This window comes from Aminobacter sp. MET-1 (assembly GCF_026521175.1).
In the GTDB taxonomy this organism is placed as follows: Bacteria; Pseudomonadota; Alphaproteobacteria; order Rhizobiales; family Rhizobiaceae; genus Aminobacter.
On sequence record NZ_JAMSHL010000029.1, the window covers coordinates 1 to 15556 of the forward strand.

Annotated in this window: 13 protein-coding genes; 4 read left to right on the plus strand and 9 right to left on the minus strand. The window is 62.9% G+C overall.

What is annotated here, in order from left to right; all coding sequences use genetic code 11:
- The first annotated feature begins 195 nt into the window (after window positions 1-195).
- The 4 genes from NDO48_RS26305 (at window position 196) to NDO48_RS26320 (ending at window position 4381) form a co-directional block, all read left to right on the plus strand.
- A complete protein-coding gene (locus NDO48_RS26305; protein ID WP_267322687.1) occupies window positions 196-1146 on the plus strand; it encodes a DUF5996 family protein in 951 nt (316 codons plus the stop codon).
- A 169-nt stretch (window positions 1147-1315) separates the two neighbouring features.
- The gene (locus tag NDO48_RS26310; protein WP_267322688.1) at window positions 1316-2347 is read left to right on the plus strand and encodes a helix-turn-helix domain-containing protein; all 1032 of its coding nucleotides are present in this window, start codon (window positions 1316-1318) and stop codon (window positions 2345-2347) included.
- Window positions 2348-2823: 476 nt separating this feature from the next.
- Window positions 2824-3072 (plus strand): YMGG-like glycine zipper-containing protein, encoded by a 249-nt coding sequence (locus tag NDO48_RS26315; RefSeq protein WP_018426868.1) that lies wholly within the window; start codon window positions 2824-2826, stop codon window positions 3070-3072.
- Window positions 3073-3211: 139 nt separating this feature from the next.
- Window positions 3212-4381: an MFS transporter gene (locus NDO48_RS26320; protein WP_267322689.1), complete on the plus strand. Its 1170-nt coding sequence runs from the start codon at window positions 3212-3214 to the stop codon at window positions 4379-4381.
- Between the two features lie 31 nt (window positions 4382-4412).
- Here NDO48_RS26320 and NDO48_RS26325 read toward each other — a convergent pair whose 3' ends face one another.
- The 9 genes from NDO48_RS26325 to NDO48_RS26365 all read right to left on the minus strand — a co-directional run bounded on the left by NDO48_RS26325 (window position 4413) and on the right by NDO48_RS26365 (window position 15528).
- On the minus strand, window positions 4413-5513 hold the full coding sequence (locus NDO48_RS26325) for a helix-turn-helix domain-containing protein (protein ID WP_267322690.1): 1101 nt from the start codon (window positions 5511-5513) through the stop codon (window positions 4413-4415).
- A 229-nt stretch (window positions 5514-5742) separates the two neighbouring features.
- A complete protein-coding gene (locus tag NDO48_RS26330) occupies window positions 5743-6774 on the minus strand; it encodes an AI-2E family transporter (protein WP_267322691.1) in 1032 nt (343 codons plus the stop codon).
- Between the two features lie 75 nt (window positions 6775-6849).
- Window positions 6850-7221, minus strand: a complete 372-nt coding sequence (locus tag NDO48_RS26335; RefSeq protein ID WP_267322692.1) for a Kazal-type serine protease inhibitor family protein — start codon at window positions 7219-7221, stop codon at window positions 6850-6852.
- A 111-nt stretch (window positions 7222-7332) separates the two neighbouring features.
- Window positions 7333-7836: a DUF1269 domain-containing protein gene (locus tag NDO48_RS26340; protein ID WP_267322693.1), complete on the minus strand. Its 504-nt coding sequence runs from the start codon at window positions 7834-7836 to the stop codon at window positions 7333-7335.
- Window positions 7837-7947: 111 nt separating this feature from the next.
- Window positions 7948-8553: a hypothetical protein gene (locus NDO48_RS26345; RefSeq protein ID WP_267322694.1), complete on the minus strand. Its 606-nt coding sequence runs from the start codon at window positions 8551-8553 to the stop codon at window positions 7948-7950.
- A gap of 8 nt (window positions 8554-8561) precedes the next feature.
- Window positions 8562-11654 carry an efflux RND transporter permease subunit gene (locus tag NDO48_RS26350; protein ID WP_267322695.1) on the minus strand — a complete coding sequence of 1031 codons (3093 nt, stop codon included), beginning with the start codon at window positions 11652-11654 and terminating at the stop codon, window positions 8562-8564.
- Entirely contained in the window at window positions 11651-12754 is a 1104-nt protein-coding gene (locus tag NDO48_RS26355) for an efflux RND transporter periplasmic adaptor subunit (protein ID WP_267322696.1), read from the minus strand. The genes NDO48_RS26350 and NDO48_RS26355 overlap by 4 nt, the downstream gene beginning before the upstream one ends.
- 76 nt (window positions 12755-12830) lie before the next feature.
- Window positions 12831-14075 carry an arginine deiminase gene (gene arcA / locus NDO48_RS26360; protein ID WP_267322697.1) on the minus strand — a complete coding sequence of 415 codons (1245 nt, stop codon included), beginning with the start codon at window positions 14073-14075 and terminating at the stop codon, window positions 12831-12833.
- Window positions 14076-14094: 19 nt separating this feature from the next.
- A complete protein-coding gene (locus NDO48_RS26365; protein ID WP_018426858.1) occupies window positions 14095-15528 on the minus strand; it encodes a basic amino acid/polyamine antiporter in 1434 nt (477 codons plus the stop codon).
- Window positions 15529-15556: the final 28 nt, after the last annotated feature.

Here is a 15556-nt window from a genome sequence, read left to right on the forward strand (position 1 = left end):
ACCCCAAGAAGGAACGCCCGCGGTCCTAAGCCAAACAAACCTCTGGCCAACAACCAAAAGCCCCGCAAACGCGGGGCTTTTTTCTTGCAGGATGATTGGTGGAACCAGGGCGCTGGCCAAATGTCTGGCTACCTTCGTATAGTATTCTTCACTGCGCCGCGCCGCGAGGTCTGAAGCTGCACGAGGGAGGCAAATTTGCCGTCTGCCGTTGATTTGGAACGCTGGCCCGACCTTCCTTACGCCACCTGGAAGGACACCTATGAAACGCTCCATCTGTGGACCCAGATCATCGGCAAGATCCGCCTGACGCACGAGCCCTGGCTGAACCACTCCTGGCACGTGCCGCTCTATGTGACTGTCCGCGGCTTGACGACTTCGCCTATCCCTGTTGGCGGGCGGGCACTGCAGATCGATTTCGATTTCATCGACCATCTGCTGTGGCTGAGAACGAGCGACGGCCATGTCCGCCAGGTCATGCTCGCCCCCAAGACCGTCGCCGGATTTTACGGCGAAGTGGCGATGGCGCTTGTCGAACTTGGTCTCGAAACGCAGATATTCACCCAGCCATCCGAGATTGCCGACGGCGTCCCGTTCGAAGAAGACAGTGTCCACTCTGCTTACGACCGCGACCATGCCAATCGCCTCTGGCGCATCCTGCTCTCGACACAGCAGGTCTTTTCGCGTTTCCGGACCGGCTTCCTCGGCAAGGTCAGCCCGGTGCATTTTTTCTGGGGCGGCTTCGACCTTGCTGTGACACGTTTTTCGGGCAGGCGAGCCCCGCTGCATCCGGGCGGCATTCCGCGCCTGCCGGACCCGGTCACCCGCGAGGCCTATTCGCATGAGGTGTCCAGTGCAGGGTTCTGGCCGGGCGGCGGGCCGATCGACTATCCCACCTTCTATTCCTATGCCTATCCCGCCCCCGACGGCTACGCCTCGGCCGCAGTCCAGCCGCAACAGGCGTTCTTCTCCAAGGAGTTCGGTGAATTCCTGCTGCCATACGATGTGGTGCGCAATGCGGAAGACCCGGACGCGACGCTCATGGCGTTTCTGCAAAGCACCTATGAGGCGGCGGCCAATCTCGGCAAATGGGACCGTGACTCCCTAGAATGCACCATCGGTGTGCCCTGCCGACCACGCCCGCTATAGGCCGTGGGTCACTGTCGCCCACGGCGGCGCGATAGACGCAAAGGCCCGCTGAGGATCGGCGCGCTAGGGACAACAGCTTCGCTGCCTGAAGGAAGCTATTGCCGACAAGCGCTCGCGCAGCCATTATCAATCGGAGGTTGAGTCCAGATTTCACAGGTTCGGGAGCCGCATGAACGAAGCAGGCCTGCTTGCCACGCTCAAATTCGACACGCGCGAATTGCCGGTCGAGCATCAGTTCGAGGCATGGCGCACTTTCCACTCCTCGGTGATCGACGTTTCCATCAGCCCCGAGGCGCGGCAGGGCTTCATCTTCGAACAGCAGGTCTGGGACCTAGGCAAGCTTGCCTTCACCTCTTCGCGCATGCCAGGCCCGAAGGTGCCGCGCAATTGGCACCATTTTGGCAAGGATCCGCTCGACCATTGGTGCTTGGTGCTGCCGGAGAGCGCAATGCACGCTGCGCAGGATCCGAATGCGCCGCCACGTCAGGTCCATTTCCGCTCGCTCGGCCGCCCCTATGACGGCGCTGCGGCGGATTCGAGCGTATCGACCGTCTACATCCCCCGTGACCTGCTGCGTCCGCTGGCTGGCGTGCTCGACAAACATCCCGGCAGCGTCGGGCCTGATGGGCTGGGCGGGTTGCTCGCCGACTTCTTGGTCTCGTTCGAACGCCGGCTGCCACACATACCGGCGCATGAGGTGCCCCATGCCGTCGAAGCAATGCGCGCGATGATTTCGGCTTGCCTCGCCCCGACCGCCGACCGCGTCGCCGAGGCACAGGACCACATCGCGGCCACCATGCTCGAGCGGGCGCGACAGATGATCCACAAGGAGTTGCAAGCTCCCGATCTCGGACCGACAAAGCTGTGCCGTCAACTCGGTATTTCACGCTCCAAGCTATACGTTCTTTTCGAGCCGTTGCATGGGGTGGCGCGCTACATCCAGCGGCAGCGGCTACTGGCGGCCTACAAGGAACTGTCCGATCCAAACTCGCTGACCAGCGTCTCCAGGATCGCGGAAAAACTCTGTTTCGCCGATGCCGCTACGTTCAGCCGGGCATTTCGAAGCGAGATGGGCTGCGCACCGAGTGAGGTCCGGGCCGCCGCTGCCATAGGCCTGCCCCTGTCGCCAAGGCGGCTGCCGCTCAAAGTGCTCGACGAGGTGGTGAGCCTGGGCGAAATCCTCCAGTATCTGCAGACATAGGGCGCAGGAGGCACCGTGGGCCGTTTTTCCAGCAGCTCGGTGCAGCGCTATCTGATGGACGCAATGCGTACCAATGGGATTCCTTGCCGATCACAAGCGGCCTCCGATCGCCTATACTGACGACAGATATTCCGATTGCGCGGGACATTCGGTTCGGACGCATGATGGCATGGCATCTTGCCCCGACCACACCAGTCGTCCCAAGCGAGCGGGCGGCAGCTGCCAGGTCTGCCGCCCGCGCTTCTTCCTTGCGATCTGCTCCGCCATTTGCGTTAGCATAGGCCGTTCCCTCGGCAACGACATGACGGGTATCTCCGACATGGGCCTCGGCTTCGCCATCGCGGTTACACACTCATTTCCGGGACGCAGCGACTAGAGTTGGGATTTCCTGCCCATCACGGCCATGTCGGCATCGGCTAGATTTCGACAATGGGCGCTTGGGCCCGAGACGTCGACTTCAGCCGGAACGAAACACGATGAAGAAGCTCGCATTGGCAATGATCTGCACGGTCGCACTGGCAGGCTGCACCACGACCGAACGGGATGTGGGCACGGGTGCGGCACTCGGCGCCGCGACGGGCGCTGCAATCCACGGCTCTACAGAAGGTGCGGTCGTCGGCGCAGCCGTTGGTGCCACCGCCGGACTGCTGGTTCGAAATCTGCGCAACGGCTATTGCCAATATCGAAATCCGCGCACCGGACATCTCTACACGGCGAGGTGCTGAGGTGCCGGCGACGTGACCTCGGCCAGTTTCTGAACACAGCAATCGACAAGTTCGCGACCTCAACGTCTGTACTATTGCGCAAATGGATGACAGCCTCACCAAAGATGTCCGCTGCTCATGACATCATTCCTGGGGGCTAATGCCAGCTCGCCTGCGCTTTTCGCTGCTGTATGCGGCGCTGTTCTTTGAACTCGGCATCAACTTGCCGTTCTTTCCGGTATGGCTGCGCTCTCAACATCTCGACGATGGCCGCATCGGTATCATACTGGCTATGCCGCTTCTGGCGCGCGTGCTTGCCAATCCGGTGGTCACGGCAGTTGCCGACCGGCAGGAGCGCCTGAGCGGAACACTCCTGATATGTGCCGCAGCGGTTGCGATCGCCACGCCGCTGCTCGGGACCACAAGCACGTTCCTGCCGATCCTGTTGCTTGTCGCAGCAATCGGCCTCGCCCAGGGACCACTTATCGCCCTTTCGGATGCAGTCACGTTGCGCGCCACGCGGGCGACAGTGCCGACAGTCGACTATGGACGCGTCAGGCTGTGGGGATCCATCGCGTTTGCCGTGGCCAACATTTCCGGTGGCATCCTGCTCATGTGGTTCGAGCCGGACATGATCATATGGCTTCTCACCGCCTCGGCCCTGCTGACGGCCCTGACCGCCTTGACGGTCGCAAGGCTGCCGTCGACGCCGTATGGCGAGCGCCGCGCCTCCCGACCAGCCGGCAGAGCCGGCCTGCTTATCGTCCTCGTCGTGGTGGGTGCAGCCTGTGTCCAGGCAAGCCACGGGCTGATCTACGCCTTCGGAACGTTGCACTGGCAGTCTTCGGGCATTGGCAAGAGCATGACGGGAATGCTCTGGGCGCTTGGCGTCGTGTCGGAGGTCGCAGTGTTCGCAGTCGCCGGACGCCTCGTCGGCAATGCCAAGGCGGCGATGTTCCTGCTGCTGCTGGGAGCGGCAGTTGCAACCGGTCGATGGCTGTTCATGGCATTCGACCCCAATGTCGAGTTACTCGCCGTTTTCCAGCTAACCCACGGCTTCACATTCGGCGCCACGCATGTGGGAAGCATCGTTGTCCTGTCGCAACTGGCAGCACCCGGCATGCAGGCACAGGTCCAGGGATGGCTTGCCGGCGCTTGGGCGGGCTTGATGGCATTGCTGACAGCACTCTCGGGGCAGGTCTATGCCAGCTGGGGCGAGCGGACCTATCTTGTCATGGCTGGCGTGGCAGCGACCGGATTGGTGCTGATCGTAGTGGCCGCGCTTTCCTCGGCAAGCAGCCGGCGGCAGGTGCAGGCCTTCGAGGCCTAGAGCATCTGCGGACACATTTCCCTGGAATTTTCTAGCTCTGGAGGCGCCGCAGAAGATGACCTAGGCGCTCCACCGGTTCGAGCGACGCCAGGTCGGCGACCGGCCTTGCCGGGATCGCACCAAGGCCGCGCGACCTGACTTCGCTCGGGCTATAGCCGAACTCACGCCGGAAGGCCCGGCTGAATTCCGCTCCGTCGTTGAAGCCGCGCTGCTCGGCGATCTCGAAGATACGGCGGGTCTCGGTCGGGTCGGCAAGCTTGGAATGAGCATCGACAAGACGGCGGTGCAGGATGTAGCGCATGACCCCGCCGCTGGGCTCGAACAGCCGGTACAGCCTGGTGCGCGAAATGCCGAGCGCTCGACACAGCATGTCGTTGTCGAGGCTCGGATTGTAAAGATTGGCATTGATGTATTGCCGCGCCCGCTCCAACAACATGTTCGATATCGGCGCCCTCGCCTCATCGAGATGATCGGGCGAAGGTGTGATGCAGGCCAGGATCATGGCTCGCGTCGCCGCTGCCACGCCGGGAAGGTCGGCAATCGTCAATGTCGGCAGGCGCTTGGCAAGGCCAATGATGTAGTCGGCGAGCAACGAGCCCATGCCGCCACTCAGCGTCGAGAACTCCGCCAGGCTCAGCGCGCCGGAATGCTCCTGGAAGAAATCCCTCGGGATCAGCAACATCAGCATGTGGCTGTCGGTGACGTGCCCGTCGAAAGGTTGTCCCAGCGAATGGAGCTGCACCGTGCCGGCGCCGCCGTCGAATGACCTTTGGCCGGCAATGGTGCTCGCTCCCCCATCGAGGAACAGCGTCATCATCCAGTGATCGAGGGCATCCCCGCGCACATGGCCCGGCAGACCGGCGAAGTTCAGCGCTCCGGTGCTGATCGAGGTGAAGGCGAGACAGCCGAGGTCCCATATCACCTGCCTGCCGTCGATCGTTTCTGGCGAATTGCCTGTGGGCGTGAGGTCGAGCATCGTCGCAAAATTGTGCCGCCAGGCATCGAACTGATCGGCGCGCGCCACATCGTCGGTCGAAAACTCGAAATGGGGAATGGGCCCGTCGTGCTGACCGGCCGAGGCGAGAAAACCGTTCGGGTTCTCCTGCGCAAAGCTTGTACCAACTGCAACCATGCCAACCCCCTCTTGGGGACGTGCACGCACGTCCCGGTGGCGTTTTCAGGTGCTGTCTGCGGCTGGCTTGAGACTTACGTCCCTGCTCAAGCTGGCGCGGACACACCTGCAGTCATGATCCTTCGCGTTCACATATCATAGCGCGCGCGAAGGTTTGTTCAACGAGGCCGGAAAATGACAGTTAATGCCGATGGTTGGCCGGCTGGTGCAGCAGGCAGCGCCGACTGCCTCAATCCTTGTGTTCGGCCTGCGCTTCCAGCATTTCCGTCTTGCCGGACGCGAACAGGGCCGCGATCCAGCGCGACGACGGCGACTGGGCGCAATAGACGATGAAGGCGATCAGGATCGGCACGCCGATGAAGGCGCCCGAGATGCCCCACATGAAGCTCCAGAAGAACACCGAGAATATGACCGCGAAGGGCGAGATCGCCAGCGAAGCCCCCGTGAGGATCGGCTCGAGATAGCTGCCGATCATGAACTGGATCAGGTTGAGGCCGACGAACACCACAAAGGCCATCTGCCACGATTCGAACTGAGCGATGGCAAACAGGGTCGGGAACATCGTTGCAAAGAATGGTCCGAGAAACGGAATGTAGTTGAGCGCGAAGGCAATGGCGCCCCATGCCGCCGCGAGTTCGAGCCCGGCCACCAGGGCGAAGCCCCAAACCACAAGTCCCGTCAGCACGCTGGCGAAGGTGCGCACGGCCATGAAGCGGCGCAGCTTTATGCCGATCTCGCGATTGGCGGCGCGAATGCGGGCGCCATATGGCTGGGCCGCGGAAGATTCCAGGCGCCGGTTGAAATCCTCGACTTCGAGCAGGCCAAGCATCACCAGCACGAAGACCAGCAGTGCCAGCCCGGCGAAGCTGTTCAGACGACCGGCGACGCCCTGGGTGAAGCCAACCAGCCAGTTGACGTCGAAACGATCGGCGAGCGGACCGGCAACGGCGACGCCGCGCTCCTCCAGCCACTGGGTCCAGTCGACGTAGATCGCCTGGAAACGGCTGGCATTGACGAACAGCCATTGGCCGAGCCGGCCGAAGCCCCAGACCACCGACGAGCCGACAGCAAGCACGATGGCGATCGTCGCGCTGAGGGTGATGAACAGCGCCAGCAGCCGTGGCAGGAACCGCTGAAGCGCTGCCTGGATCGGCCAGACCAATGCGATGATGAACAGCGAAACGACGAGCGGAACGAAGATCGAATCCCCAACCCGCAGCAGTGCGAGCACCAGGATGCCGGTAGCAAGATATACGTTCATGCGGCCGTCGCCCCGTGCCTGCTGCCCATTGCCCAATTTCAACTGCCTCGATCGGATCATTTTGATGCACTGCCGTCAACGGCAGCCGCCTTGATGCACGACGCGGAAGTTGTCGGCACGCGCCAGACAGCTGTTGGAGAATGTGCGCCACCTGGCACCGTTGACGGCGCAGACCGGCATGTAGATCGCTGGGCACGCAGTCTGCTGCTCGGGCCTGCGGCATTGGCCGTTGTGGATCACGCGGAAGCCGTCGGCGCGGGCCATGCAGGAATTGGAGAAGGTTCGGGTACGGTCGCCACGCTGTCCGCAGACAGGGGCGTATTCGAAAGTGCATGCCTGCGGACGCGACGGTCCGGGACCGGGTCCGGGCGACTGGGGAACGCAGGCCGTCAGCATGCCCAGCGCCATGAGCATCAGTGCGACAGGATTTGCAAGCAGGCGGTTCATGATGGCCAACTCCCCCGTATCAAACAATCAGACGACCAGTTCCGCGCTGCATGGCAACGGATGATGCAACGGGCCGACCTGCGGCCCATTGCGACTTCCAGGTCAAGGCAATCAGCTGGCAGGTGCGGCGGAAGCCTTCTGCAAGGCGTCGCGCAAGGCCTGCTCCTTGCTATCGTCAAGCGAGGTCTTGAGCACCACGCCACCGTAGCCGGCGATCTCCTTCAGCACCTTGTCGGCGGTCATTTCCTTGACCAGAACGAACAGCGCGCCATTGCCGGGCTGCAGGCTGCCCGAAAGCTCCTTCATGAAGGCGTCGTTGATGCCGAAATCGCTCATCGCGCCGCCGAGCGCGCCAGACGCGGCACCAACGGCGACACCCAGAAGCGGGTTGAGGAACAGCACGCCGACGAGCAAGCCCCAGAAGCTGCCGGAGACAGCACCGGCGGCCGTGGTGTTGACGAGCTGGTTCAGCTTGATCTTGCCGGCATCGTTCTTGGTTGCGATGACAGCATCGCTGAGCGTGATGAGGTACTGCTTCTGCAACTCGAACAGGCGCTCGCGCACTTCTTCGGCCTTTGCTTCGGTCGGATACACGATGACGATCAGGTCGGACATGGTAACTCCTTTTGCTTCAAAACCGGATGATGCGAAGCGTGTTGCGCAGCAGCATAGCCTGCGGACAATTGCCGGGGATTAGCGGTGCGTCCCAACGCTTTGCATTGCGTTTCATTTTGAGCGCCTCGACTTAAGGTCAAGGCCTTCGCCATCAGGCGTCTCGTAGAAACTGACGCTCACGCGGGCTTCGGCCAGGCGCCGATACAACTTCTTTTTTTGAGCAATCGGCCACCAGTCGTAGAGAAAGATCTCGAGCGGCCGCCATAGCGCCACCCAGCCGACGATGATGAGGCCTTCCTCGACGAAGTGCCCGATGCTGCCATAGGATGTGACGGCAACAAACAGCTGGCCCAGCAGCAGGCACAAGCCGAGCACGGCCAGCCCGATCAGCAGCGCCCGCCGGCCCATGCGGAACTCGTCGGACAGTTCGCGCGTCACGACGCCGGCGCGGTAGTCGAAATAGTTGGACAATGACGCGCCGAGGCCACGAACCTCGGCACTGCCGGCTGCCCCCGCAGGCAGGTGGATCCTGATTTCCAGGGGCCGGTCGGCGGGCAATTCGCCGGCCCAGCCGCAAATGTATTCGTCCGCGTCCCGCGCCAGGTCGCGTTCCCGGAACGGAAACGGATCCATCGTCTCGAACAGTTGCGACACGTCCTCGAGACGGATCTCGATGGCGCCGCCCTGCCCGTCATTCGGCAAGCCGTTGGTCTCCATGCGGATGCTCAGGCAGGTACACCGGCAGGCTGGGCTGTTGCCTGCGGTGCAGGCGATGCCGGCCGTTCCTCCGGAATGCGGAACCAAAGCACGTAGAGAGCGGGCAGGAAGATCAACGTCAGAACGGCAGCCACCACCAGGCCGCCGATGACGGTGAAGGCCAGCGGCGCCCAGAACGGATCACGGATGATCGGCAGCATGCCGAGAATGGTCGACCCTGCAGTCAGAAATACCGGACGCACGCGTTCGGCAGTGACGTCTATGACGCTCTGCCAGCACATGCCGCTGCTCTCCAGCCGGCTGTCCATCTGGTCTATCAGCACCACGGAGTTTCGCGTGATCATGCCGATCAGGGCGATCATGCCGAGCACGGCGATGAAGCCGACCGGAATGTTGGTGATCAGCATCACGAGCACGACGCCGATCAAGCCGAGTGGCACCACACTGATCACCAGCAGAAGCTTCTGGATGCTCTGGAGCTGGAACATCAGGATGATGACCATGACGATCGCCATCAGCGGGATCATCTCCAGAACGGACCCCATGCCGGTCTCGGCCCCTTCGACGGAGCCGCCGACCTCGATCCGGTAATTCGGATTGTCGTGGCGCAACTGGTCGATCTTGGCTGAGGCCTGGTCGACAACACTGTCGGCCATCACGCCCTCAGCCACGTCGGCCTGCACGGTGATCGTGGTTTCGCGGTCGCGCCGCCAGATGATCGGCTGGGTGGTGCGATACTCAATGTTGGCGATGCTTGCCAGCGGGATGGTCTGGTTCGGCCCTATCGGGATCTGCAGCGAGCGCAACGTTTCGACATTGGCGCGTTCGTCGGCCGCAGCACGGGCCACCACGTTGACCAGGTAGATAGAGTCGCGGACCTGCGTGATCGGCAATCCCGACGCCGTGGCAAACAGCGTCTGACTGATGGCGGCCGAGTTCAGGCCGACGAGGCGTGCCCGATCCTGGTCGACCTCGATGACTACCTTCCTGATCGGCTCGTTCCAGTCGAGATTGGGGCTGATAACGCCGCTGACGCTGCCGACCGCGTCGGCGACCTTCCAGGCGAGGCTGCGGACACCGGCGACGTCGGGGCCGATCACGCGATACTGGACGGGCCAGCCCACGGGCGGCCCCATCTCCAGCGGCGAGACGCGGGCGATGATGTCGGGGAACTGCTGGTCGAGTTCGGCCTGCAGCCTTGCCTGCAGCCCGTCACGCGCCTCGACGCTCTTGGCGATCACAACGGCCTGGGCACGGAACGGCGCCGGCGCCTGGATGTCCATGGGCAGGTAGAAGCGGATGGCGTCCGAGCCGACATAGAAGCTCCAGTCGACGACGTCGCTGTCGGAAGCCAGCAGTTTTTCGACTTTGTCGACCTCCGCCGAGGTCGCCTGCATCGATGCGCTTTGCGGCAGCACCAGTTGCAGCATCAGTTCCGGGCGGTCGGACGGAGGGAAGAACTGCCGCTTCATCAGCGGCGCAGCGAGCAGAGCCACGACGAACAGCGCGACCGTGGCGGCGACGACGATGTAGCGCATGCGGATGCAGGCATGCAGCAGCTTCTTGAAGCCTCGCGCAAGGCCGCCCTCGCCCTTGTCCGTGGCCTTTGCGCCCGACTTCAGAACGGCCAGACCGACGATCGGCGTCAACAGCACGGCGATAAGCCAGGAGACGATGAGTGCTACGGCGATGACCACGAACAGCGAGCGCGCATATTCGCCCGAAACGCTTCGGGCGAGCCCGACAGGAATGAAGCCGGCGATGGTGACAAGCGTTCCGGCAAGCATCGGAAATGCCGTCGACGTATAGGCATAGGAGGCAGCCTTCACGCGGTCGTAGCCCTCGTCGAGCTTGGCCATCATCATTTCGACCGCCACCATGGCGTCGTCGATCATCAGCGTCAGCGCGATGATGAGAGCGCCGAGGGACACGCGTTGCAGGGCGATGCCGCTTATTTCCATGGCCAGGAAGGTCATGCACAGGACAAGCGGGATCGAGACCGCGACGGCGATGCCGGCGCGGAAGCCAAGCGCCAGGAAGCTGACGCCGAGCACGATGATGACGGCCTGCGTCAGCGAGACGGTGAAGCCCCTTATGGCGCTGGTGACGACCTCCGGCTGGCTGGCGACATGAACGAGGTCGATGCCTACTGGCAGGTCGTGCTCGAAGCGGGTCATCACCTGGTCGATGTTGCGGCCGAGTTCGAGAATGTCGCCGCCCGACGCCATGGAAACGGCAACGCCGATGGCGGGCTTTCCCTTGACGCGGAACATCGGCTGGGGCGGATCGACGGTGCCGCGCGTGACGGTGGCGATGTCTCCCAGCCGCACGAAACCCGAGGCCGTCGGTATGTTGATCTCGCGGATGTCGTTTTCGTCGCGAAGGTCGCCCGACACTTCGAGGATGGTGCGGTCGGCCGCCGACGTCATGGTGCCGGCCGGCATCACCGCATTCTGCGCCTGAATGGTGCTCATCACCGTTGCAGGGCTGATGCTCAGGCTCGCCAGACGCTGGGTCGAGAACTCGATGTAAATGGTCTCGTCCTGCGTGCCAAGCATCTCGACCTTGCCGATATTGTGGACGCGCAGCAGCCGGCTGCGCGCCTCATAGGCCCAGTCGCGCAGCTCGCGATCGCTGAAGTCGGTCGACTGCAGCGCATAGATGATGCCAAAAGTGTCGCCGAACTCATCGTTGAAGAAGGGGCCGCGCACGCCTGATGGCAAGGTGGCCTGGATGTCGCCGACCTTCTTGCGGACCTGGTACCAGATGTCTGCGACCTCGTCCGGCGCGGTCGAATCCTGGAGCGAAACATAGATGATCGACTGGCCGGCACTGGTCAGGCTGCGCAGCGTGTCGAGTCGCGGCACTTCCTGCAGCGTGCGCTCCAGCCTGTCAGTCACCTGATCGACCGTCTGCTCGATGGTGCCGCCCGGCCAGACCGCGTGAACCAGCATGGTCTTGACGGTGAAGTCGGGATCTTCGCTGCGACCGAGGTTCAGGAATGAAAATGCCCCGGCGATGGCGCCGAGGACCATCAGGAAGACGATGAGCCCTTGCCGCTTGATGGCCCATTCCGACAGGTTGAAGCCGCCCTCGTTCATTTGCCGGCACCGTTGAGGAGGCGCACCGCCATATCGGGGCGAAGCTGCTGAACGCCGGCCACCACGACATTGTCGCCGTCCTGCAAGCCCTTGGCGACGAGGAAATCGCTTGTCTCGAAGCGCTGCACCTCGACCGACACCAGCTTGGTGGTGTTGGTCTTGGGGTCGACCACCCACACCGCCGGCTGGTTGCCCTGGTTGAACAGGGCCGTCATCGGCAGCCTGGCAACCGGGTCTCCGGCAACCTGCACGGTACCGCGCACGGCGCTGCCGAAGCGGAAATCGTCAGGCGCGGCCTCAAGCCCGACCCGGACCGTGAAGTTGCGCGTCACCGGATTGGCGACGGGCGAAATCTCGCGGACGGCACCGATTGCCTTGCTGTTCGGATTGCTGAGCAGGCGTGCCTCGACGCGGACATCGCGGCTGGCCGACTGGATGGTCGCCTCCGGCACCTGGAAGACGGCGTCCTTTTCGACGAGTTGCGCGACGCGCACGATCATCTGTCCACCACCAATGACCTGGCCGACATCTGCGCCCACCGCGGTGACCACGCCGGCGGCATTGGATTTCAGCACGCGGTTGTCGAGATTGTTCTGGGCGACGCGCACTGCGGCCTGCGCCGCGTCGACACCCGCCCGTGCTGCGTTTGCCTGGGCGGTCGCCGCATCAAGTGCAGCCCGGCTGATGGTGCGCGGATAAAGCTGTTCCTGTCGGCTGCGCGTCTGGTCGGCATTGTCGAAGTTTGATTGCGCCGCAAACAGATTGGCCTCGGCCTTGCGCACGGCATCCTGCGCGTCTTCGGTATCCAGCCGCGCCAGCACGGCGCCTACCTCGACACGGTCGCCGACATCCACGTCGCGCTCCCTGATCTCACCGCCCTGCCGGAACCCGAAATTGGTTTCGGTGCGCGGCTGCACGTCGCCGACGAGTGAACCGAACGTATCCTCGGGGCTGAAGGAGACGGCAACCGTCTTGACCGGACGCGGCGGCAGCTCGACAGCGTCCTCGGCCCGCTGGCAGCCGGCGACAAGCAGCGAGGTTGTGGCTACGGCGGCCAGCCCAAGGAGGCGCCTGCTGTTGGAAGACGAACGTGATGCCATTTCGGGTTCCTCATCGACCCAAAACCAGCGCACGGCTTTCGCCGTACGCTGGAGGGACAAGCACAGACGATGACGCTCAGTAGTCGACTGCGTCGCGGATGATCGGGCAGGTCATGCAGTGACCGCCGCCACGGCCACGGCCAAGCTCGGCACCGGTGATGGTGATGACCTCGATGCCTTCCTTGCGCAGCAGCGTGTTGGTGTAGGTGTTGCGGTCATAGGCAAAGACGACGCCCGGCGAAGCGCAGACGAGGTTGGCGCCGCTGTCCCACTGGGTGCGCTCGCGCATGTAGTCGTTGCCGCCGGTCTCGACGACGCGCATCTTCTTGAGACCGAGCGAGTCCCGCACCGTCTCGACGAAGCTGCCCTTGTCCTTGTGCAATTCGACGCCGCCCTTGCCGTCGGGACGATATGAGAAGGCACCGATGCCGTTGACGATGTCAGGATAAAGCAGCACGCAGTCGCGGTCGGCGAAGGTGAAGACGGTGTCGAGATGCATCGCCGCGCGCAGCTTGGGCATCGCCGCAACGATCACGCGCTCGGCAGCCCCCTTCTCGAACAGCGCTGCCGCAACCTGGCTGATCGCCTGGCGCGAGGTGCGCTCGCTCATGCCGATGAGCACGTTGCCCTTGCCGATCGGCATGACGTCACCGCCCTCGAGCGTGGCGAGACCCCAGTCCTTGGTCGGGTCGCCCCACCAGACATTGACCTTGCCTGCAAAGTCGGGGTGGAACTTGTAGATCGCGGTGGTGAGGATCGTCTCTTCGTGACGCGCCGGCCAGTAGAGCGAGTTGAGCGTCACGCCGCCATAGATCCAGCAGGTGGTGTCGCGGGTGTAGAGCGTGTTGGGCAGCGGCGGCAGGAGGTATTCGTTGACGCCGGCAGCGTCGCGGATCAGCGCCAGCTGCTCGCCGCCGATGGCCTCGGGGAATTCATGGGTCGAGAGGCCACCGATCAGGGTTTCGGCGAGCTCGCGATTGGTGAGCCCTTCAAGATAAGAGCGGACCTCGTCGAGCAGGCCAAGGCCGATCTGGTTCGGCGAGACCTGATGGTCGAGAATCCACTTCTTGGCCTCGGGATTGGCAACCGTTTCAGCAAGCAGGTTGTGCATTTCGACCACTTCGACGCCGCGGTCGCGCATCTTGGTCATGAAGTCGAAATGGTCGCGCTTGGCGTTGTCGACCCAGAGCACGTCGTCGAAGAGGAGATCGTCGCAATTGGAGGGCGTCAGACGCTGGTGCGCCCGGCCGGGCGCACACACCATGACCTTGCGAAGCTGGCCGACTTCGGAATGAACGCCGAGAGGAGTGTTGTTTGTCATGACGTTTCTGCCTTTCTGTTCAATGTGTGATGGTGCCGGTCAGCAGACCGTAGGCGCCGACCAGTCCGGCAATCAGGGTGACGGCGAACACAACGAGTTCGGTTGAGGTGAACAGCTGCAGTTTCTGTTCACGGCGTGCCCAGAAGTAGAGAATGGTGCCCGGTACGAAGAGGACGGCAACGAGCAGCACGTATTTCAGGCCTGCGGCGATGAACATGAAGACCGTGTATATCGCCGCGATCCAGGCGATGACCTGGTCCCGGCCGCGATCGCCCGGAGATGTTTCGTAGCCTTCTCCACTGCGCGCGATCAGGATGCCGTAGCCTGCGACCAGCAAATAGGGCAGCAGCGCCGTCACGCTCGTCATGTCGAGCATGAAATTGAAGGCGTCGCGGGACCAGTAGGTGGAGATCACGAACAGCGACACGACGATGTTCGTCAGCCACAGGGCGTTGGCCGGCACCCGATTGCCGTTCTGCGCGGCAAAGAGCTTCGGCATGTCATTGGACTTGGCGGCGGCAAAGAGCACTTCCGCGCAGATCAGCGACCAGGCGAGGTAGGCGCCCAGCACCGACACCAGCACACCGATGGAAATGAAGACGGCACCCCAATGTCCGGCGACGGCCTCGAGAACGCTCGCCATCGAAGGCTGCTGGACGCCTGCGATCGCCGATTGCGGCATCGATGCGTAAGGCAGCAAGGTCACCGCCACCATCAGGCCGGTGACGCCGACGAAACCCAGGATCGTCGCCCTGCCGACGTCGGAGCGTTCCTTGGCGAAGCGTGAGTAGACGCTGGCGCCCTCGATGCCGAGGAAGACGAAGACGGTGATCAGCATGGTGTCGCGCACCTGAGCGATCAGCGACTTGGCCGGCATGTCTGCGCCGCCGAAGAAATTCTCGGAGAACTGGGTGTAGTTGAAGGCGAAGACCAGCACGAGGATGAACACCAGGATCGGCACGATCTTGGCAATCGTGACGATGGTATTGATGAAGGCGGCCTGCTCGACGCCGCGCAGGATCATGAAATGGAAGGCCCAGATGCCGATCAGCGACACGATGATCGCGGTGGCGCTGCTGCCGTCGCCGAAGGCGCCGGGAAAGAACCGCCCCAAGGTCGAACCGATCAGGACCCAGTAGAAGACGTTGCCGAGGCAGCTGCCGAGCCAATAGCCGAAAGCCGACAGGAAACCCATGTAGTTGCCGAAACCCGCTTTGGCATAGGCAAAGACGCCGGAGTCGATGTCTGGCTTTTTCTCGGCCAGCGCCTGGAACACCCGCGCCAGCATGTACATGCCCGTTCCCGCGATCGCCCAGGCGATGATGGCACCGAACGGACCTGTCGCAGCCCCGAAACGACCGGGCAGGTTGAAGATACCGGCGCCGACCATCGATCCCACGACCATGGACGTAAGTGCAAACAGCGACAGCTTCTGATTATCGCTTGAAGCCATGGTCCTTTTTCTCCTGTCAGCGAACCCA